The 20126-nt window shown below is 70.8% G+C and carries 20 protein-coding genes; 17 read left to right on the forward strand and 3 right to left on the reverse strand.

Annotation, left to right across the window (positions count from 1 at the left end; all coding sequences use genetic code 11):
- The 8 genes from AAIB33_RS02525 to AAIB33_RS02560 all read left to right on the forward strand — a co-directional run bounded on the left by AAIB33_RS02525 (position 1) and on the right by AAIB33_RS02560 (position 9775).
- On the forward strand, positions 1–825 hold the full coding sequence (locus AAIB33_RS02525) for a DUF2993 domain-containing protein (protein ID WP_345802000.1): 825 nt from the start codon (positions 1–3) through the stop codon (positions 823–825).
- A 151-nt stretch (positions 826–976) separates the two neighbouring features.
- On the forward strand, positions 977–2389 hold the full coding sequence (lysA, locus tag AAIB33_RS02530; RefSeq protein ID WP_345802001.1) for a diaminopimelate decarboxylase: 1413 nt from the start codon (positions 977–979) through the stop codon (positions 2387–2389).
- Positions 2389–3741: a homoserine dehydrogenase gene (locus AAIB33_RS02535; RefSeq protein WP_345802002.1), complete on the forward strand. Its 1353-nt coding sequence runs from the start codon at positions 2389–2391 to the stop codon at positions 3739–3741. Before lysA ends, AAIB33_RS02535 begins: the two co-directional genes overlap by 1 nt.
- Before the next feature lies 1 nt (position 3742).
- On the forward strand, positions 3743–4828 hold the full coding sequence (gene thrC, locus AAIB33_RS02540) for a threonine synthase (RefSeq protein ID WP_345802003.1): 1086 nt from the start codon (positions 3743–3745) through the stop codon (positions 4826–4828).
- Positions 4825–5772: a homoserine kinase gene (thrB, locus tag AAIB33_RS02545; protein WP_345802004.1), complete on the forward strand. Its 948-nt coding sequence runs from the start codon at positions 4825–4827 to the stop codon at positions 5770–5772. The genes thrC and thrB overlap by 4 nt, the downstream gene beginning before the upstream one ends.
- Before the next feature lie 179 nt (positions 5773–5951).
- On the forward strand, positions 5952–8099 hold the full coding sequence (gene rho / locus AAIB33_RS02550; RefSeq protein ID WP_345802005.1) for a transcription termination factor Rho: 2148 nt from the start codon (positions 5952–5954) through the stop codon (positions 8097–8099).
- Between the two features lie 22 nt (positions 8100–8121).
- Complete coding sequence (gene prfA, locus AAIB33_RS02555; RefSeq protein WP_345802006.1) at positions 8122–9201, forward strand: peptide chain release factor 1; 1080 nt, start codon at positions 8122–8124, stop codon at positions 9199–9201.
- Positions 9202–9373: 172 nt separating this feature from the next.
- Positions 9374–9775 (forward strand): hypothetical protein, encoded by a 402-nt coding sequence (locus AAIB33_RS02560; protein ID WP_345802007.1) that lies wholly within the window; start codon positions 9374–9376, stop codon positions 9773–9775.
- Between the two features lie 27 nt (positions 9776–9802).
- On the opposite strand, the gene epsC is transcribed toward AAIB33_RS02560, so the two are convergent.
- Genes epsC through cysK (AAIB33_RS02575) form a run of 3 tightly spaced genes read right to left on the reverse strand, consistent with a single transcriptional unit; the run spans position 9803 to position 12288 of the window.
- Positions 9803–10381, reverse strand: coding sequence for a serine O-acetyltransferase EpsC (gene epsC / locus AAIB33_RS02565; RefSeq protein WP_345802008.1), 579 nt, complete (start codon positions 10379–10381; stop codon positions 9803–9805).
- Positions 10378–11322: a cysteine synthase A gene (gene cysK, locus AAIB33_RS02570; protein WP_345802009.1), complete on the reverse strand. Its 945-nt coding sequence runs from the start codon at positions 11320–11322 to the stop codon at positions 10378–10380. Before cysK (AAIB33_RS02570) ends, epsC begins: the two co-directional genes overlap by 4 nt.
- 27 nt (positions 11323–11349) lie before the next feature.
- Positions 11350–12288: a cysteine synthase A gene (gene cysK, locus AAIB33_RS02575; RefSeq protein WP_345802010.1), complete on the reverse strand. Its 939-nt coding sequence runs from the start codon at positions 12286–12288 to the stop codon at positions 11350–11352.
- Between the two features lie 202 nt (positions 12289–12490).
- Between cysK (AAIB33_RS02575) and prmC the strand changes: the two genes are divergently transcribed.
- The 9 genes from prmC to atpA all read left to right on the forward strand — a co-directional run bounded on the left by prmC (position 12491) and on the right by atpA (position 20113).
- Positions 12491–13372, forward strand: coding sequence for a peptide chain release factor N(5)-glutamine methyltransferase (gene prmC / locus AAIB33_RS02580; protein WP_345802011.1), 882 nt, complete (start codon positions 12491–12493; stop codon positions 13370–13372).
- A gap of 36 nt (positions 13373–13408) precedes the next feature.
- Positions 13409–14134 (forward strand): L-threonylcarbamoyladenylate synthase, encoded by a 726-nt coding sequence (locus AAIB33_RS02585; protein WP_345802012.1) that lies wholly within the window; start codon positions 13409–13411, stop codon positions 14132–14134.
- A complete protein-coding gene (locus tag AAIB33_RS02590) occupies positions 14131–15282 on the forward strand; it encodes an MraY family glycosyltransferase (RefSeq protein WP_345802013.1) in 1152 nt (383 codons plus the stop codon). The genes AAIB33_RS02585 and AAIB33_RS02590 overlap by 4 nt, the downstream gene beginning before the upstream one ends.
- Positions 15279–15761 (forward strand): hypothetical protein, encoded by a 483-nt coding sequence (locus AAIB33_RS02595; RefSeq protein WP_345802014.1) that lies wholly within the window; start codon positions 15279–15281, stop codon positions 15759–15761. Before AAIB33_RS02590 ends, AAIB33_RS02595 begins: the two co-directional genes overlap by 4 nt.
- A 163-nt stretch (positions 15762–15924) precedes the next feature.
- Positions 15925–16713 carry a F0F1 ATP synthase subunit A gene (gene atpB, locus AAIB33_RS02600; RefSeq protein WP_345803491.1) on the forward strand — a complete coding sequence of 263 codons (789 nt, stop codon included), beginning with the start codon at positions 15925–15927 and terminating at the stop codon, positions 16711–16713.
- Positions 16714–16757: 44 nt separating this feature from the next.
- The gene (gene atpE / locus AAIB33_RS02605; RefSeq protein ID WP_345802015.1) at positions 16758–16994 is read left to right on the forward strand and encodes an ATP synthase F0 subunit C; all 237 of its coding nucleotides are present in this window, start codon (positions 16758–16760) and stop codon (positions 16992–16994) included.
- Positions 16995–17021: 27 nt separating this feature from the next.
- On the forward strand, positions 17022–17600 hold the full coding sequence (locus AAIB33_RS02610) for a F0F1 ATP synthase subunit B (protein ID WP_345802016.1): 579 nt from the start codon (positions 17022–17024) through the stop codon (positions 17598–17600).
- Positions 17600–18391: a F0F1 ATP synthase subunit delta gene (locus AAIB33_RS02615; protein ID WP_345802017.1), complete on the forward strand. Its 792-nt coding sequence runs from the start codon at positions 17600–17602 to the stop codon at positions 18389–18391. Before AAIB33_RS02610 ends, AAIB33_RS02615 begins: the two co-directional genes overlap by 1 nt.
- Before the next feature lie 78 nt (positions 18392–18469).
- Positions 18470–20113: a F0F1 ATP synthase subunit alpha gene (atpA, locus tag AAIB33_RS02620; RefSeq protein WP_345802018.1), complete on the forward strand. Its 1644-nt coding sequence runs from the start codon at positions 18470–18472 to the stop codon at positions 20111–20113.
- Positions 20114–20126: the final 13 nt, after the last annotated feature.

Consider the following 20126-nt stretch of genomic DNA (forward strand, 5'->3'; position numbering starts at 1 on the left):
ATGACCACCGGCGACACGTACCCCACCCAGCCGCTCCCGGACTGGGCCGGCGCGCCGCCGGAGCCGCGGAAGCGGCGCAGCCCGTGGCCGTGGATCATCGCGGCGATCATCGTCGTCGGTCTCGCCGTCGTGGCGTGGTTCGTCGCGGAGTGGATGGCGAAGGGCCTCGTCGAGCGGACGATCCGCGATCAGGTCATCACGAACCTCGCGCTGCCCGCCGACCAGCAGGTCGACGTCACGGTCGAAGGCGCCGTCATCCCTCAGCTCATCGCGGGCACGCTCGACGACGTGACGGTGTCGTCCGACGGGGTGACGGTGGGTGAGGTCACGGGTGACGTCACGGTGCACGCGGAGGGCATCGCCATCAGAGGGGATGCCACGGCCGACGCCGCGACGGCGACCGTCCGGCTCGACGAGACGGAGGTCAAGAAGCTCCTCAGCGGCGTCCAGGGCTTCCCGGTCGACTCGCTCGGCCTCGCCCAGCCCGACGTCACGATGTCGACGAGCCTCACCTTCCTCGGCCTCTCGGTGCCGGTCGGGGTCTCGCTCACCCCGTCGGTCGCCGACGGGGCGCTCGTCCTGACCCCGGCGCAGCTGCAGCTCGCGGGGGCCGACGTCTCGGCCGACGACCTGCGCAGCCGCTTCGGCAGCATCGCCGACGCCGTGCTGAAGGACTACACGGTGTGCGTCGCGCAGTACATCCCCGCCGGCGTCACTCTGACCGGGATCGCCGTCGAGGGGGACCACGTCGTGGCCGACGTCGACATCGACGGCCGCATCGCGAGCGATCCCGCTCTCCAGCAGAACGGCACGTGCGACGCCTGACCGCGGCGCCCTCCGGCGCACGCCGAAACCGGCATACGCCGTGCCCTAGACTGCAAGGACTGCCCGGCGCGTGAGTCATCCGGCCGCGGCATCCGTCGATCCGGCCCGGCCGACGACGTCGCGCCGAAGCCCTCACCGATTGGTCCCACCCGTGTCCGCCGCCCCGCAGAGCCGAGCCGCAGACCATCCTGCGGTTCCGGACGACGTCAACGCCCTCGACCCGAAGGTGTGGCCGGATGGCGCCGATCGGAACGAGCACGGCGTCCTCCGCCTGGGCGGCATCGACGTCACCGATCTGCGCGACCGCTTCGGCACGCCGCTGTACGTGCTCGACGAGGACGACGTCCGCGCGCACGCGCGCCGCACGCTCGCGGCGTTCCGCGCCGCCAGCGACGAGCACGGCGTGCAGGCCCGCGTGTACTACGCGGGCAAGGCCTTCCTCTCCACCGAGGTCGTGCGCTGGGTGACGGAAGAGGGCCTCGCGGTCGACGTCTGCACCGGGGGAGAGCTCGCGATCGCGCTGGCCGCCGGAGCCGACCCCTCGCGCCTGGGCTTCCACGGCAACAACAAGAGCGTCGCGGAGCTCGAGCGCGCCGTCGAGGTGGGCATCGGCTCGATCGTCATCGACAGCTGGATCGAGCTCGAGCGGCTCGCGGCGATCGTCGAGCGGCGCGACACCGAGCAGGCCGTGCTCGTCCGGGTCAACAGCGGCGTGCACGCCGAGACGCACGACTTCCTCGCGACGGCCCACGAAGACCAGAAGTTCGGCTTCACGCTTCAGGATGCCGCGGCCGCCGTCGCCCGCATCCGCGAGCTCGACGGGCTCTTCTTCGTCGGCCTGCACTGCCACATCGGCTCGCAGATCTTCGGCACGGCGGGCTTCCGCGAGTCGGCGGCCCGCGTCGTCGAGCTGCACGCCGAGCTCCTCGAGGGCGGCGACATCCCCGTGCTCAACCTCGGGGGCGGCTTCGGCATCGCGTATCGCCCGGAAGACGACCCGACCCCGATCGAAGAGCTCGCGAGCGGGATCGCGGATGCTGTGGCGCAGGAGTGCGCCGTGCGCGGCATCCCGATCCCGAATCTCGCCTTCGAGCCGGGGCGTGCGATCGTCGGCCAGGCCGGCGTGACCCTCTACGAGGTCGGCACGACCAAGTCGGTGCAGGTGGACGAATCGCTCACGCGCCTCTACGTGAGCGTCGACGGCGGCATGAGCGACAACGCCCGCCCGGCCCTGTACGGCGCGCAGTACACCGCGCGCCTCGCGTCGCGCACGAGCGATGCCGCACCCGCCCTCGTGCGCGTCGTCGGCAAGCACTGCGAGTCGGGCGACATCGTCGTGGATGCCGAGCACCTGCCCGGCGACGTCGCGCCCGGCGACCTGCTCGCCGTGCCCGCCACGGGGGCCTACTGCTTCTCACTGTCCAGCAACTACAACTACGTCCCCCGCCCGCCCGTCGTGGCGCTGCGCGGGGGAGAGGCGCGCGTCATCGTGCGCGGCGAGACGGTCGACGACCTGCTCGCCCGCGACGCGGGCCTCACTCCGCCGGCCCAGGAAGGGAACTGATGACCGACTACCGCCGCCTGCGCGTCGCGCTGCTCGGAGCCGGAGCCGTCGGCTCGCAGGTCGCCGATCTGCTGCTGCGCCACGGGTCCGAGCTCGCCGACCGTGCGGGCGCGACGCTCGAGCTCGTCGGGATCGCCGTGCGCGACGTCGACGCCCAGCGCGATGTCGAGCTGCCCCGCGAGCTGTTCACGACCGACGCCGAGCCCCTCATCGTCGGCTCCGACATCGTCATCGAGCTCATGGGCGGCATCGAGCCGGCGCGAGCGCACCTCCTCCAGGCGATCAACTCGGGCGCCGACGTCGTGACGGCGAACAAGGCCCTCCTCGCGACCCACGGCTCCGAGATCTTCGACGCCGCCGACCAGGTGGGTGCGCAGGTCTACTACGAGGCCGCCGCGGCGGGCGCCATCCCGATCATCCGTCCCCTGCGCGACTCGCTCGCGGGCGACCGCGTGCAGCGCATCATGGGCATCGTCAACGGCACGACCAACTACATCCTCGACCGCATGGACACCGAGGGCGCCGAGTTCACCGACGTCCTCGCCGACGCGCAGGCACTCGGCTACGCGGAGGCCGACCCCACCGCCGATGTCGAGGGCTATGACGCCGCGCAGAAGGCGGCGATCCTCGCGAGCCTCGCCTTCCACACCACGGTTCCCCTCGAGGCCGTGCACCGCGAGGGCATCACGGGCATCGACAAGGCGATGATGGATGCCGCGCGCCACGCCGGCTACGTCATCAAGCTCCTCGCGGTCTGCGAGCGCCTGACCGGGGCCGACGGCGCGGAGTCGATCTCGGTGCGCGTCTACCCGGCCCTCGTCAGCCGCGCACACCCCCTAGCGAGCGTGCACGGCGCGAACAACGCCGTCTTCGTTCAGGCGGAGGCGGCCGGCAACCTCATGTTCTACGGCGCGGGCGCCGGCGGGGTGCAGACCGCGTCGGCCGTGCTCGGCGACGTCGTCTCGGCCGCGCGCCGGCACATCGCGGGCGGCGTCGGCGTGGGGGAGTCCACGCGCGCCAACCTCCCGATCGTCGAGATCGGCCGCGTGACGACGAGCTACCAGATCACCCTCGAGGTCGACGACGAGCCCGGCGTGCTGGCCAAGATCGCCGGCATCCTGAGCGAGGGCCGCGTGTCGATCGCGACGCTCGAGCAGACCGTGATCCACGACCCCTCGACGAGCTCGGGGACAGAGTCGTCGCTCCGCGACGACAACCTCGGTGGAGTCGCCCGGCTCGTCATCGGAACCCACAAAGCCCTGGAGCAGGACCTGAGCGAGACCGTCGATCGGCTCGCGGCGAGCGGCGTCGTGGAGCGCGTCGTCTCGGTCCTGCGTGTAGAAGGAGACTGACATGGCACACGTCTGGCGCGGAGTCCTCCGCGAGTACGCAGATCGCCTCGGCGTCACGGACGCCTCGACCGTCGTGACGCTCGGCGAGGGCGGCACGCCGCTCCTGCCCGCCCCCGCGCTGTCGCGCCGCACCGGAACCGACGTGTGGGTGAAGTTCGAGGGCATGAACCCGACCGGCTCGTTCAAGGACCGCGGCATGACCGTCGCGGTCTCGCGCGCGATCGAGCACGGCGCGAAGGCGGTCATCTGCGCCTCGACCGGCAACACGTCGGCCTCGGCCGCCGCCTACGCGGCGCACGCGGGCATCACGGCCGCCGTGCTCGTGCCCGAGGGCAAGATCGCGATGGGCAAGCTCAGCCAGGCCGTCGCGCACAACGGCCGCCTCATCCAGATCCGCGGCAACTTCGACGACTGCCTCGAGATCGCGCGCGAGCTCGCCGACCACTACCCGGTGCATCTCGTCAACTCCGTCAACCCCGATCGCATCGACGGTCAGAAGACGGCGGCGTACGAGATCGTCGAGCAGCTCGGCGACGCGCCCGACTTCCACTTCATCCCGGTCGGCAACGCGGGCAACTACACCGCCTACACGCGCGGCTACACCGAGGAGGCCGAGGCCGGCGTCTCGACCCGGGTGCCCCGGATGTTCGGCTTCCAGGCCGAGGGCTCGGCGCCGCTCGTGACGGGCTCGGTCGTGAAGAACCCCGAGACGGTCGCGAGCGCCATCCGCATCGGCAACCCCGCGTCGTGGCACCTCGCCCTCGACGCCCGCGAGGCGACCGACGGCTGGTTCGGAGCCATCGACGACGACCGCATCCTCGCGGCGCAGAAGCTCCTCGCGGGCGAGGTCGGCATCTTCGTCGAGCCCGCTTCCGCGATCAGCGTCGCGGGCCTCCTCGACCGCGTCGAGGCCGGTGTCGTGCCGCAGGGCGCGCGCGTCGTGCTGACGGTCACGGGCCACGGCCTCAAGGACCCGCAGTGGGCCCTGCGCAACGCCGACGGCTCGAAGGTCGAGCCGACCGTCGTCGACGCCGCGACGTCGGAGGTGGCATCCGTCCTCGGTCTCGCCGGCGAGGCGACCGCGTGAACGCAGCCGCGGCCGTCGCCCCCGGGCGGAGCGTCGTGGTCCGCGTCCCCGCGACGAGCGCCAACCTGGGTCCAGGGTTCGACACGCTCGGCCTCGCGCTGAGCGTGTACGACGAGCTCGTCGTGACGGCGCTGCCGTACGACGGCCTCGAATTCGAGGTCTCGGGGGAAGGTGCCGAGGATGTGCCCCGGGATGCCTCGAACCTCGTCGTGCGCTCGATCGCGTACGCGTTCGAGGCGGTCGGCCGGCGCCTGCCGGGCCTGCGGCTCGAGGCGAAGAACGTCATCCCGCACGGCCGCGGCATGGGCTCCTCCGGCGCCGCCGTCGTGTCGGGACTGCTCGCGGCGAAGGGCCTGCTCGAAGGCGACGTGACGCTCGGCGACGAGACGCTCCTCTCCCTCGCCACCGAGCTCGAGGGGCACCCCGACAACGTCGCGCCGGCGCTCTTCGGCGGCCTGACGATCGCGTGGATGGACGAGACGGGTCCGCAGCACAAGAAGCTCCTCGTGCACCGCGGTGTCGCTCCGCTGGTCTTCGTGCCGGGCTTCACGATGTCGACGAAGCTCGCACGCAGCCTGCAGCCCACGCAGGTGCCGCGCGAGGACGCCGTCTTCAACGTGTCGCGCTCCGCCCTCCTCATCGCGGCCCTCACCCAGAGCCCCGAGCTGCTGCTCGCCGCGACCGAGGACAAGCTGCACCAGAACTACCGCGCGTCGGCGATGCCCGACACCGACCGGCTCGTCCGCACGCTGCGCGAGCACGGCTTCGCCGCGGTCGTCTCGGGCGCCGGACCGAGCGTGCTCGTGCTGGCCGACGGCCCCGGACAGCGCCTCGAGGCGGCGGAGGTCGCCCGCACCGCGAGCGACACCCCGTGGGAGGCGCTCATGCTCGCCGTCGACTTCAAGGGTGGTACAGTGAGGGAGTACGCGGAGGGTTCCACGTAAGCACGTGAATCTGGCCTCCGTCGCAATTCTGCGAAACCCTGGCACATCCCCCGCCCCGTCCGAACGCTGAGCGGCCACACGGCATCTGAGCCGTTCGAAGGGGTCGCGCGGGCAGCATCCTGCCACGCGCGGTGACTGTGCGTTCGTGCACTTTCCGTTCGTTTCACAAGGGAGAACTCGTGGAGTCCATCTCCGAGATCCACACCGACACGCCCGCCGACGAGCGCACGGAAGCGCTCGAGGGCGGCGAGACGGTCCTCGACGGCGACATCGCCGCCGAGAACGCAGCCGAGGCGTCCGCCGAGGCCGCAGACACATCTGCCGCCCAGGCGCCTGCCGAAGAGGCGCCGGCCGAGCCTGAGGCGCCGGCCGAGGAGGCCCCGGCGGAGCCCGACGCCGAGGAGCCCGCCGCCGAGGAGCAGCCCGCCGAGGCCGCACCGGTCGAGGCCGTCGAGGGCGAGCAGCCCGCCGCCGAGGCGGAGCCCGTCGCTGACGCCGCCCCCGTCGCCGACGCTCAGCCCGAGGCCGCCGAGGCGCAGCCCGAGGTCGCCGAGCAGCCTGCCGCTGAGGCGCAGCCCGAGCCCGCCGCCGAGGAGGCCCCTGCGGCTCCTGCCCGCGCACCGCGCAAGCGCGCCCCGCGCCGCGCCAAGAGCACCGGCGCCCAGGGCGCAGAGCCCGAGGCCGCCGCCGCCCCGGCCGACGTCGAGGCGCAGCCCGAAGCCGCCGCCGAGCAGCCCGCCGAGGCCGCGCCGGCCGCCGAGGTCGCGACCGAAGAGGCGCCTGCCGAGGCGACCGCGCCCGCGGTCACCGACGCCGAGCAGCCCGCCGAGGGCGAGCAGCCCGGGGGGCAGCAGGCCGAGGGCGAGCCCGCCGCCGAGGCCGAGGCATCCACCGAATCCACGGGCGACGAGACCCCGTCGCGCTCGCGCAGCCGTTCGCGCAGCCGCAACCGCAACCGCGGCGCCAACGGTCAGAACGGCCAGAACGCCCCGCAGCAGGGCGGTCAGCAGCAGAACGCGCCGCAGGCGAGCCAGCCCGCCGCCGAGCAGGACGACGAGGGCGGTGCCGCGAACAGCCGCAACCGCCAGCGCAACAAGCGCCGCGGTCAGACGACGGGCGACGAGTTCGAGACCGAGATCGGCGAGGACGACGTCCTGATCCCGATCGCGGGCATCCTCGACGTGCTCGACAACTACGCCTTCGTCCGCACGACCGGCTACCTTCCCGGCCCGAGTGACGTCTACGTCTCGCTCGGCCAGGTGAAGAAGTACAACCTGCGCAAGGGCGACGCCGTCGTGGGTGCGATCAAGCAGCCGCGCGAGGGCGAGCAGTCGAGCCGTCAGAAGTACAACGCGCTCGTCAAGGTCGACGCCGTCAACGGCCTCTCGGTCGACGACGCCGCGACGCGCGTCGAGTTCGGCAAGCTGACGCCGCTCTACCCGCAGGAGCGCCTGCGCCTCGAGACGGCCCCCGAGAAGCTGACGCAGCGCATCATCGACCTCGTCGCGCCGATCGGCAAGGGCCAGCGCGGTCTCATCGTCGCGCCTCCGAAGGCCGGCAAGACGATCGTCCTGCAGCAGATCGCCAACGCCATCGCGATCAACAACCCCGAGGTCCACCTCATGGTCGTGCTGGTCGACGAGCGGCCCGAAGAGGTCACCGACATGCAGCGCACGGTCAAGGGTGAGGTCATCGCCTCCACCTTCGACCGTCCCGCGGAGGACCACACGACGGTCGCCGAGCTCGCCATCGAGCGCGCGAAGCGCCTCGTCGAGCTCGGCCGCGACGTCGTCGTGCTTCTCGACTCGATCACACGCCTGGGCCGCGCCTACAACATCTCTGCACCGACGTCGGGTCGCGTCCTGACCGGCGGTGTGGACGCCTCGGCGCTGTACCCGCCCAAGCGCTTCTTCGGCGCTGCGCGCAACATCGAGAACGGCGGATCGCTCACGATCCTCGCGACCGCGCTCGTCGAGACGGGCTCCAAGATGGACGACGTCATCTTCGAGGAGTTCAAGGGCACGGGCAACAGCGAGCTGCGCCTCAGCCGTCAGCTCGCCGACAAGCGCATCTTCCCGGCGGTCGACGTCAATGCGTCGAGCACCCGCCGCGAGGAGATGCTGCTCTCGCCCGACGAGGTCAAGATCACCTGGAAGCTCCGTCGCGCGCTCGCGGGCCTCGACCCGCAGCAGGCCCTCGAGGTCGTGCTCGGAAAGCTCAAGGAGACGCAGTCGAACGTCGAGTTCCTCGTGCAGATGCAGAAGTCGATCCCGACTCCCGCGCACGGCGGCGGCCGCAGCCACGACCACGACAACAGCATCCGCTGAGCCCGTCGAAGCGCGACCTCACGTGTTCGAGTCCGTCCAGGGCCTGATCGACGAGCACAAGGCGGTCCAGGAGGAGCTCTCCGACCCCGCCGTGCACGCCGACGCGGCCCGCGCGAAGCGCGTCAACCGGCGCTACGCCGAGCTGTCGAAGATCGTCGCGGCCCACGACGCGTGGGTCGCGGCGTCGGACGACCTCGACGCGGCGCGCGAGCTCGCGAAAGAGGACGACGCCTTCGCCGATGAGGTCCCGGCGCTCGAGGAGCAGCTCGCGCAGGCGCAGGAGAAGCTGCGGCGCCTCCTGATCCCGCGCGACCCCGACGACGCCCGCGACGTGATCATGGAGATCAAGCAGGGCGAGGGCGGCGCCGAGTCGGCGCTGTTCGCGGCCGACCTCCTGCGGATGTACCTGCAGTACGCCGCGTCGAAGGGCTGGAAGGCCGAGCTCCTCGAGCGCAACGAGTCCGACCTCGGCGGCTATAAGGACGTCCAGGTCGCGATCAAGGGCTCGTCCTCCGACCCCGCGCAGGGCGTCTGGGCTCACCTCAAGTATGAGGGCGGCGTGCACCGTGTGCAGCGGGTCCCGGCGACCGAGTCGCAGGGCCGCATCCACACGTCGACGACCGGCGTGCTCGTCTTCCCCGAGGTCGACGAGCCCGAAGAGATCCAGATCGACCCGAACGACCTGAAGATCGACGTCTTCCGCTCGTCCGGCCCGGGCGGCCAGTCGGTCAACACGACGGACTCCGCGGTGCGCATCACGCACGTCCCGACCGGCATCGTCGTGTCGATGCAGAACGAGAAGTCGCAGCTGCAGAACCGCGAGGCGGGCATGCGCGTGCTGCGCGCCCGGCTCCTCGCGAAGCAGCAGGAGGAGCGGGATGCCGCGGCCTCCGACGCCCGCAGGTCGCAGATCCGCGGCATGGACCGCTCCGAGCGCATCCGCACCTACAACTTCCCCGAGAACCGCATCGCCGACCACCGCACCGGCTACAAGGCGTACAACCTCGACCAGGTGATGGACGGCGCGCTCGGCCCCATCGTGGAGTCGGCCATCCACGCCGACGAAGAGGCGCGCCTCGCCGCCCTCGGCTCCGACGCCTGACTCGACCCCTCGCCCGACCCCTCGCCCGACCGACCCCGTCGGACCCCGACCTCGCCGAGACCGGGGGTCTCGCCGAGCCAGGGGATCGTGTCACCCTGCCTCGGCGAGAAGCCATGTCTCGGCGTCTGCGCGGCGGCGCGAGCGCCCCCGCGGCGGGCGCTAGGGTGAGCGCGTGATCAACTTCCTGATCCGCGCGGTGATCTTCCTCGCCTCCGCGTTCGTCGGCCTCGTCGCGGCCGACCTCCTGCTCGACGGCTTTTACCTGCACTGGGACGACTGGTGGGGCATCCTCGTCGCCGTCGTGATCTTCGCGGTGCTGCAGAGCATCCTCGCGCCGTGGCTCCTGCGGATCGTCCGCCGCCACGCGCACGCGCTCATCGGCGGCATCGGCATCGTGTCGACCTTCGTCGCGCTGCTCATCGCGGTGCTGATCCCCGCCGCCGGTATCGGGATCGACGGTCCCGTCGCGTGGATCATCGGCACCTTCGTCGTCTGGCTCGTGACGGCCCTGGCGACGTGGCTCCTCCCGCCCCTCTTCATAAAGAAGAAGGTCGACGCGCGCCGCTCCGAATGAGGGATGCCGCGCCCGCGGCATCCCGGATCAGATGAAGTACTCGGGGACCGTCAGCAAGGCACGCGTGTCCTCTCCGACGCGACGGGCTCGCGGCTTCGCCGGGATGCCGACCAGGATGCTGTCGGCCGGGGCGTCCTTCGTGACGACCGCGTTCGCGCCGATGACGGACCCGTCGCCGATCGTGATAGGACCCAGCACCTTCGCGCCCGCTCCGACGGCGACGCCGTCGCCGATCGTGGGGTGGCGCTTGCCGCTGTCGCGCGTGCGGCCGCCGAGCGTGACGCCGTGGTACAGCATGACGTCATCGCCGACCTCGGCGGTCTCGCCGATCACGACGCCCATGCCGTGGTCGATGAAGAAGCGGCGCCCGATGGTCGCGCCGGGGTGGATCTCGATGCCCGTGAGCCAGCGCACGATCTGCGATCCCGCGCGCGCGATGAAGCGGTAGCCGCGCTGCCACAGCCAGTGGTCCACACGGTGCGCCCAGATGGCGTGCAGGCCGGGGTAGAGGAGCGCGATCTCGAGGCCGCTGCGGGCGGCGGGGTCGCGGAGCTTCGCGGCCGCGAGGTCTTCGCGCACGCGGCCGATCGCCGACGAGCCGATCACGACGCGTCCTCGCGGAGGTGCTCGTACAGGGCGGTGGAGAGGTAGCGCTCGCCGGCGTCGGGGATGATGACGACGATGCGCTTCCCATCGGCCTCGGGCCGCGCGGCGATCTCCAGCGCGGCCCACACCGCGGCGCCGGCGGACATCCCGGCGAGGATCCCCTCGTCGGTCGCCAGGGCGCGCGCGACGCGGATGGCGTCGTCGAACTCGACGTCGAAGATCTCGTCGACGACGCTGCGGTCGAGGACGTCGGGCACGAAGTTGGGGCCGATGCCCTGGATGCGGTGACCGCCGGCACGCCCCTCGGTGAGCACGGGGGAGTCCTTCGGCTCGACGAGCGCGATCCTCACGTCGGGGTTGCGCTCCTTGAGCACCTGGCCCACGCCCGTGATCGTGCCGCCCGTGCCCGAGCCGGCGACGAACCAGTCGACGCGGCCGTCGGTGTCGCGCCAGATCTCCTCCGCCGTCGTGCGGCGGTGGATCTCGGCGTTGGCGGAGTGCTCGAACTGCCGTGCCAGGACCGCGCCGGGGGTCTCGGCGACGATGCGCTTGGCGGTGTCGACGGCCTCCGTCATGCCCTTGTAGGGGTCGGTCAGCACGAGCTCGGCGCCGTAGGCCTTGAGGAGCGTCCGACGCTCCTTCGACATCGAGGCGGGCATCGTGAGGATGACCTTGTAGCCGCGGGCCGCGCCGATGAGCGCGAGCGCGATCCCGGTGTTGCCGCTCGTGGACTCGACGATCGTGCCGCCGGGCTTCAGCTCGCCGGACGCCTCGGCCGCCGCGACGAGCGCGACGCCGAGGCGGTCCTTGACGCTGGAGCCCGGGTTGTAGAACTCGAGTTTGACGAGGACGTCAGCGCCGAGCCCCTCCGTCAGTCGGTTCAGGCGCACCAGAGGGGTGTCGCCGAATGCCGTCGTGATGTCGGAATGGATGCGGGGCACGAGGCTGCTTTCGGTGTGCGGGGCGGTTCAGTCCTGGCGCAGGTCTTCGTAGAGCACGGTGGAGAGGTAGCGCTCGCCGAAGGAGGGGACCACGACAACGATATTCTTGCCCGCCGCCTCGGGGCGCGCAGCGACCTGGAGAGCGGCCCAGATCGCGGCACCGCTGGAGATGCCGACGAGGATGCCCTCCTTGGTGCCGACCTCGCGCGCGACGCGCAGCGCGTCGTCGAGCTCGACGTCGACGACCTCGTCGATGACGCCCTGGTCGAGGATCTCGGGGATGAAGTTGGGTCCGATGCCCTGGATCTTGTGCGGTCCCGGGGTGCCCTTCGTGAGCAGGGGGGAGTCGGCCGGCTCGACGGCGACGACCTTCGCGTCGGGCACGCGCTCCTTGAGCACCTGGCCGACGCCGGTGATGGTGCCGCCGGTGCCGATGCCGGCGACGAAGTAGCCGATCTCGCCGTCGGTGTCGCGGATGATCTCCTCGGCGGTCGTCTTGCGGTGGATCGCGGGGTTGGCCTCGTTCTCGAACTGGCGCGCGAGCACCGCTCCGGGGGTCTCGGCGACGATCTCCTGCGCCTTGGCGACGGCGCCCTTCATGCCGCCGGCCGGGTCGGTGAGCACGAGCTCGGCGCCGTAGGCGGCCAGGAGCAGGCGACGCTCGATCGACATCGAGGACGGCATCGCGAGGATGACCTTGTAGCCGCGCGCGGCGCCGACCATCGCGAGCGCGATGCCCGTGTTGCCGCTCGTGGCCTCCACGATCGTGCCGCCGGGCTTCAGCTCTCCCGACGCCTCCGCGGCGTCCACGATCGCGATGCCGAGGCGGTCCTTGACGCTCGACGCCGGGTTGTAGAACTCGAGCTTCGCGAGCACCGTGCCGGGAAGCCCTTCGCTCACGCGGTTGAGGCGGACGAGCGGGGTGTTGCCGAACGCGCTCGTGATGTCGGAGTGGATGCCGGGCATTGGGCGTGGCCTTTCGGGTCGGGTCGAATCTGCGCGCGTCGTCGCGCCGGATCGGTGCTCAGCCTAGGCGAGCGGCTTCTGAGGATTACGGCATGTGACGCCCGAGGTCGCGCGGCCCCGGGTGGGCGCTCCCGCGGGCCTCGACGCACCGGCACCCGGCACGTCACGTCCGCCTCGACGTGCACGTAGGCTGAGTGCGCCCATGTCGCCCGTCAGCATCCCCCCGATCCCGCTGTCCGCCTTCCTCCGAGCCGCTGCCGAACGGCTGGCTCGCGCCGGCGTGCCCGACCCCGTCGTCGACGCGGAGCTCCTCGCCGCCCACGTGCTCGGCGAAGGCCGCGGTGAGCTGCAGGCCCGCGCGCTGCGCGGCGACACGATCAGCGAGGCGGATGCCGCGCGAATGGATGCCCTCGTCACGCGCCGTGCGACCCGCGAGCCGCTGCAGCACCTCACCGGCCGGGCCCCCTTCCGGCATCTCGACCTGCGGGTCGGCCCCGGCGTCTTCGTGCCGCGCCCCGAGACCGAGATCGTCGCGCAGCTGGCGATCGACGCGCTCCGGGCCGCGGCATCCCCTTCTCCCGTCGCGGTGGACCTCGGAACCGGCAGCGGCGCGATCGCCCTCGCCCTTGCGACCGAGGTGCCGCACGCGCAGGTGCACGCGGCCGAGAACTCCGTCGACGCCTTCCTGTGGACCGAGGAGAACTTCCGGGAGGTCGGCGCTCCGAACGCCCGGCTCGCCTTCGTCGACCTCGAGCATGCCTTCCCCGAGCTCGACGGCACCGTGTCGGTGCTCGTGTCGAACCCGCCGTATGTTCCGGATGCCGCGATCCCGCGCGATCCCGAGGTGCGCTTCTTCGACCCGCCCGCCGCGCTGTACGGCGGCGAGGACGGCCTCGACGTCGTGCGCACCCTGAGCCGTGTGGGTCTGCGCCTGCTGCACCCCGGCGGCATGCTCGTCATCGAGCACGGCGAATGGCAGGGAGAGCCCATCCGCGGCCTCCTCGCGGCGGACGGCTGGCGGAGCGCCGCGACGCACCCCGACCTGACGCTCCGCGACCGCGCCACGACGGCGGTGCGCCCGTAAGGCGCTCAGGTCGCGCTGGGTACACTGGACGGCGTCATGTCCTCCGTCTTCGACTGCCGCGACGAGGCGCAGCTCCTCCCCGGCATGCGCCAGGCCCGCCAGGCGATCGGCCGCGGCGAGCTCGTCGTCCTCCCCACCGACACCGTCTACGGCGTCGCCGCCGACGCGTTCAGCGCACGCGCCGTGCAGCGCCTGCTCGATGCCAAGGGGCGCGGCCGCCAATCGCCGCCGCCCGTGCTGGTCGCGGGTGCCACGACTCTCCGCGCGCTCGTCGCCGAGGTGCCCGAGGCCGTGGAGCGTCTCGTCGAGGCCTTCTGGCCCGGTGGACTGACGATCGTGCTGCCGTCTCAGCCCTCGCTCTCGTGGGACCTCGGCGACACGCACGGCACGGTCGCGGTGCGCATGCCCGCTCACCGCATCGCGCTCGAGCTGCTCGAAGAGACCGGCCCCCTCGCCGTGTCCAGCGCCAACCTCACCGGCAAGCCGGCCGCGGTCCGCGTCGAGGACGCCCGCGACATGCTTGGCGACAGCATCGAGGTGTATCTCGACGACGGGTCGTCCGACACGGGCATCGCCTCGACGATCGTCGACGCGACGACGCTCGTGGGCGGCGCCGAGCCGCGCGTGCGCATCCTGCGCGAGGGCGCGATCAGCCGTGAACGGCTCCGCGAGGTGCTGGGCGACCTCCTGGAGGACGAGATCCCGGATGCCGCGGCAGCGCCCGCCGAGGCGTCGGCCGAGGGCGGCGGCGGCACCGAGTGAAGCAGTACCTCTTCACGATCCTCTTCACGGCCATCGTGACGTTCGCGCTGTCGTGGGCCGTGTGGCGCCTCAGCATGAAGTACAAGCTGTACCCGGGCATCCGCGAGCGCGACGTGCACAAGACGCCGACGCCGCGTCTCGGCGGCATCGCGATGTTCTTCGGCGTCGTCGCCGCGATCGGGGTCTCGGCCGCGAACGAGTTCTTCGCCATCTTCTGGACCTCGCCCCAGCAGGTCTACGCGATCCTCGCCGCGACGGTCATCATCGTCCTCGTCGGCATCGCCGACGACCTGTGGGACCTCGACTGGTTCATCAAGCTCGGCGCGCAGTTCCTCGCCGCGGGCATCATCGCGTGGTTCGGCGAGCTCCAGATCTACTCCCTGCCGATCGGCGGCCTCACGGTGGGCTCGGGCTGGGTGAGCTTCACGCTGACGGTCTTCGCGATCGTCGTCGTGATGAACGCCGTGAACTTCATCGACGGTCTCGACGGCCTCGTGGCAGGCGTCTGCCTCATCACGAACGGCATCTTCTTCGCCTACTCGTACCTGCTCCTGCGCGACAACACGGCCAGCAACTTCTCCTTCGCGACGTTCCTCGCCGCGGTCCTGATCGGCGCGTGCCTCGGGTTCCTGCCGATCAACTGGAGCCCCGCGAAGCTGTTCATGGGCGACGCGGGCGCGCTCATGCTGGGCCTCCTCATGGCCTGCTCGGCCATCGCCATCACGGGCCAGCTCGACCCCACGATGCTCGACCCCGAGGACTTCGGGCGCTCGCAGCTGCTCGGAGCCTTCATCCCGATCCTGATCCCCGTCGTCGTGGTGCTGCTGCCGCTCCTCGACTTCGCGATGGCCGTCATCCGGCGCATGGGGGCGGGCAAGTCGCCCTTCTCGCCCGACCGCAAGCATCTGCACCACCGCATGCTCGACATGGGCCACAGTGATCGCGATGCCGTGCTCATCTTCTACGCGTGGACGGCGATCATCGGACTCAGCGTCCTCCTCATGTACATCGGCACGACGGCCGGCTGGCCGGGGGACTACCTCATCGGCCTCTGCTACGGCCTCCTCGGCGCGGCCGCGTGCCTCGTCGTCACTCTGCTTCCCTCGCGCCGTGTGGCGCCCAGACCCGTCTTGGAGCCCGTCGCATGAGCCCCAGCCAGATCTCCAGCACCCCGATCCTGCGGACGACCCTGAAGTGGTCCGGCATCGTGACCGGCGTGCTCGCCGTCCTCGCGGCGGTGATCGGGTTCCTCGTCGCCGGCACGACCGGTCTGTGGAGCGCTCTGGCCGGCGTCCTCATCGCCGCGGTCTTCCTCGCGATCACGGGCGCCAGCATCCTGATCGCCAACCGATGGTTCGGCGACGACCTGTACGTGCCGATCTTCTTCGGGATCGTGCTCGGCGGGTGGATCCTCAAGTTCGTCGTCTTCATCGTCGCGCTGCTGCTGCTGCGCGGCCAGCCCTGGATCGATCCCACCGTCTTCTTCGTCTCCGTCGTCGTCAGCGTCCTGGCGTCGCTCGTCGTCGACGTCGTCGTGCTGCTGCGCCTGCGTGTCCCGTACGCGAGCGACGTCGAGCTGCCGACCGACCCCGACGCGGGGGAGAAGTCAGACCACACGCTCGGCTGACGCTCAGGGCGGATTCAGGAGCCTCCCGAGTTTGGTAGGGTGGTTCTGCGCCCGCCCGCTCGCCCTGCGAGCCTGTGCGGAGTGACGCTCACCGACCATCGTCGCAACGGTTCACGCCGATGCCCCGAAGCTGGAGCCCGCGCTGTTTACTCACGCTGCGACCCTGATCGCCAAGACCGCTGAAGACGGCGGCGAATTCCACGCCCCGTCGATCAATGAGTTCTTCCCGGACGTCGTCACGACCGTCTTCGGGGTTCCGATCACGCGAATCCACATCATCCAGATCCTCGCGACGATCGCCGTCGTGCTCGTCTTCTGGCTCGGCACGCGCAAGATGCGCGTCGTCCCGGGGCGCTTCCAGAGCCTCGTCGAGATGGGCCTCGGGTTCGTCCGCACCAACATCGCGTACGACCTGCTCGGCAAGAAGGACGGCGAGCGGTTCCTGCCGATCCTCACGACGATGTTCTTCATGATCCTGTTCATGAACATCACGGGCGTCATCCCGTTCCTGAACATCGCCGGAACCGCGATCATCGCCGTGCCGCTGACGCTCGCCGTCGTGAGCTACGTGACGTTCATCTACGCCGGCATCAAGAAGAGCCCGGGCAACTTCTTCAAGAACTCGCTCTTCCCCGCGGGCGTGCCGTGGCCGATCTACTTCATCGTGACGCCGATCGAGTTCATCTCGACCTTCATCATCCGGCCCATCACGCTGACGCTCCGACTCCTCATGAACATGATGGTCGGCCACCTGCTGCTGGTCCTGTTCTTCTCGGCGACGTCGTTCTTCCTCCTGACGATGGGCGGATGGTGGTCGATCCTCGCGGCCGGCTCCCTCGCGTTCGGCTTCGCCTTCACCCTCTTCGAGATCCTGGTGGCCGTCCTCCAGGCCTACGTCTTCGCCCTCCTCACCGCGGTCTACATCCAGCTCGCGGTCGCGGAAGAGCACTGAGCGGGTCGGCCCAGCGCCGCCCATAACCGAAAGGAAACACCCCCGTGGACGCAACTACGGTTCTCGCCGATGTCTCCGGCTCCATCGCCACCGTCGGCTACGGCCTCGCGGCCATCGGCCCCGCCATCGGCGTGGGCATCGTCGTGGGCAAGACCATCGAGGGCGTGGCTCGTCAGCCCGAGCTCGCCGGTCGCCTCCAGGTCCTGATGTGGATCGGTATCGCCTTCACCGAGGCGCTGGCGTTCATCGGCATCGCGACCGCCTTCATCTTCGGCTACTGATCGATCTTCCCGACGTAAGGAGACAGGATGCTCAGCGCTCTTGTCACACTCGCCGCTGAAGAGGGTGAGACCCCGAATCCGCTCCTCCCGGCGTGGTACGACATCATCTGGTCGTCGGTGTGCTTCATCGTCATCCTCTTCATCTTCTGGAAGGTCGCGCTGCCGCGCCTGAAGAAGCTGCTGGACGAGCGAGCCACCGCCATCGAGGGCAACATCGCCAAGGCGGACGACGCCCAGCGTCGCGCCGAGGCCGCCCTCGAGGAGTACACGGCCCAGCTCGCCGGTGCCCGCAAGGAGGCCGGTGAGATCCGCGATGCCGCCCGTGAGGACGGCAAGAAGATCATCGCCGAGGCGAAGGACACCGCATCCGCCGAAGCCGCGCGCATCACGGCGTCCGCCCACTCGCAGATCGAGGCGGAGCGCCAGTCGGCGCTCGTGTCGCTCCGCAGCGAGGTCGGCTCGCTCGCGATCGACCTGGCCGGCGGCGTCATCGGCGAGTCGCTCACCGACGACAAGAAGGCCCAGGGCGTCGTCGACCGCTTCCTCGCGGAGCTCGAGGCGTCCGAGACGGCTGCGGCCGGCTCGGCTGACGGACAGAGGGCGTAATGGGAAGCGCGACCACTCAGGCGCTCGCCACGACGACGGCGGCGCTCGACGGCGCCGCCGGCGTCGACCTGGCGGTCGCCGGCGAGCTCTTCGCCGTGGCACGGGCTCTCGGCGGATCGTCGCAGCTCGCCGGCGCACTCGCCGATTCGGCGGCCTCGACCGCGGCCCGCGCCAAGGTGGTCGCCGACGTCTTCGGTCGCGCCCTCCAGCCGGCGACGGTCGCGCTCGTCACGACCGCCGTCGAGCAGCGCTGGTCGTCGTCCGATGATCTCATCGAGGCCATCGAGGAGCTCGCCGTCCGCGCCGCTGCGCGCAGCGCGGCGGGCGCCGACGTCGAAGGGGAGCTCTTCCGCTTCTCGCGCACCGTCGCGGCGAACTCCGAGCTCGAGCTCGCGCTCGGCAGCCGCCTCGGCGACGACTCCGCGAAGGGCGAGCTCGTCCGCACTCTCCTGCAGGGCCGCGCCAGCGACGCCACGACGCTCATCGTGTCGTCGCTCGTGCAGCAGCCCCGGGAGCGTCGCGTGCGCCAGCTGCTCAACCGCGCGATGGACCTCGTCGCCGATCAGCGCGGCCGCACGGTCGCGACGGTCGTCTCGGCCGTCCCGCTGAGCCCGGCTCAGACCGACCGCCTCTCAGCGGCTCTGTCGAAGCGCTACGGCGGAACCGTCTCCCTCAACGCCGTCGTCGACCCGACGGTCGTCGGGGGCGTGCGCGTGCAGATCGCGGACGACGTCATCGACGCGAGCGTCTCGTCACGCCTCGCCGAACTCCGGCAGCGGATCGCCGGATAACCCAAGACTTCCCGCCCCGACCCGGGCGGAGGCTTCGGGGCCCGACTCACGGACGGCCTCACTGAACGAAGGAAGACAATGGCAGAACTCTCTATCAGCCCCGACGTCATCCGTGACGCGCTGAAGGACTTCGTCGCCGCGTACGAGCCCACGGGGGCGGCGGCCACCGAGGTCGGCACCGTCGTGGACGCCGCCGACGGCATCGCACACGTCGAGGGCCTGCCCGGCGTCATGGCGAACGAGCTCGTCGTGTTCGCAGACGGCACGCAGGGCCTCGCCCTCAACCTGGACGAGCACGAGATCGGCGTCGTCGTCCTCGGCGACTTCTCCGGCATCGAGGCCGGCCAGCAGGTCACCCGCACCGGCGAGGTCCTCTCGGTCCCCGTCGGCGACGGCTACCTCGGCCGCGTCGTCGACCCGCTCGGCAACCCGATCGACGGCCTCGGCCAGATCACGCCCCTGCAGGGCCGCCGCGCCCTCGAGCTGCAGGCGCCCGGCGTCATGCAGCGCAAGAGCGTCCACGAGCCGATGCAGACCGGCATCAAGGCGATCGACGCGATGATCCCGGTGGGCCGCGGCCAGCGCCAGCTCATCATCGGCGACCGCCAGACCGGCAAGACCGCGATCGCGATCGACACGATCATCAACCAGCGCGCCAACTGGGAGTCGGGCGACCCGAACAAGCAGGTCCGCTGCATCTATGTCGCCATCGGCCAGAAGGGCTCGACGATCGCGTCCGTCAAGGGCGCCCTCGAAGACGCCGGCGCGCTCGAGTACACGACGATCGTCGCGGCTCCCGCGTCCGACCCCGCGGGCTTCAAGTACCTCGCCCCGTACACCGGCTCGGCCATCGGCCAGCACTGGATGTACGACGGCAAGCACGTCCTGATCATCTTCGACGACCTGTCGAAGCAGGCCGAGGCCTACCGCGCCGTGTCGCTCCTGCTCCGCCGCCCGCCGGGCCGCGAGGCGTACCCCGGCGACGTCTTCTACCTGCACTCCCGTCTGCTCGAGCGCTGCGCGAAGCTGTCGGACGAGCTCGGAGCGGGGTCGATGACGGGTCTGCCGATCATCGAGACGAAGGCCAACGACGTCTCGGCGTACATCCCGACGAACGTCATCTCGATCACGGACGGCCAGATCTTCCTGCAGTCCGACCTCTTCAACGCCAACCAGCGTCCCGCGGTCGACGTGGGCATCTCGGTGTCGCGCGTCGGCGGTGACGCCCAGGTGAAGTCGATCAAGAAGGTCTCCGGCACGCTCAAGCTCGAGCTCGCGCAGTACCGCTCGCTCGAGGCGTTCGCGATGTTCGCGTCCGACCTGGATGCGGCATCCCGTCGCCAGCTCGCCCGCGGTGCGCGCCTGACCGAGCTGCTCAAGCAGCCGCAGTACTCGCCGTACCCCGTCGAGGAGCAGGTCGTCTCGATCTGGGCCGGCACCAACGGCAAGCTCGACTCGATCGAGGTGGAGGACGTGCTGCGCTTCGAGCGCGAGCTGCTCGACTACCTGCGCCGCAACACGACGATCCTCGACACGCTGCGTGACACCAACGTGCTCGACGACGGCACCGCGGCCGAGCTCGCCAAGGTCACCGACACGTTCATCCTGGAGTTCCAGTCGGGCAAGGGCGGTCAGCCGATCGCCAAGCCCGGCCACGAGGAGATCGCGGCGGCTGCGGCCGACGACGTGAACCAGGAGCAGATCGTCAAGGGCCGCCGCTAAGCGGCACGCCTGG

The sequence above is a fragment of the Microbacterium sp. AZCO genome, assembly GCF_039614715.1.
Classification (GTDB): Bacteria; Actinomycetota; Actinomycetes; order Actinomycetales; family Microbacteriaceae; genus Microbacterium.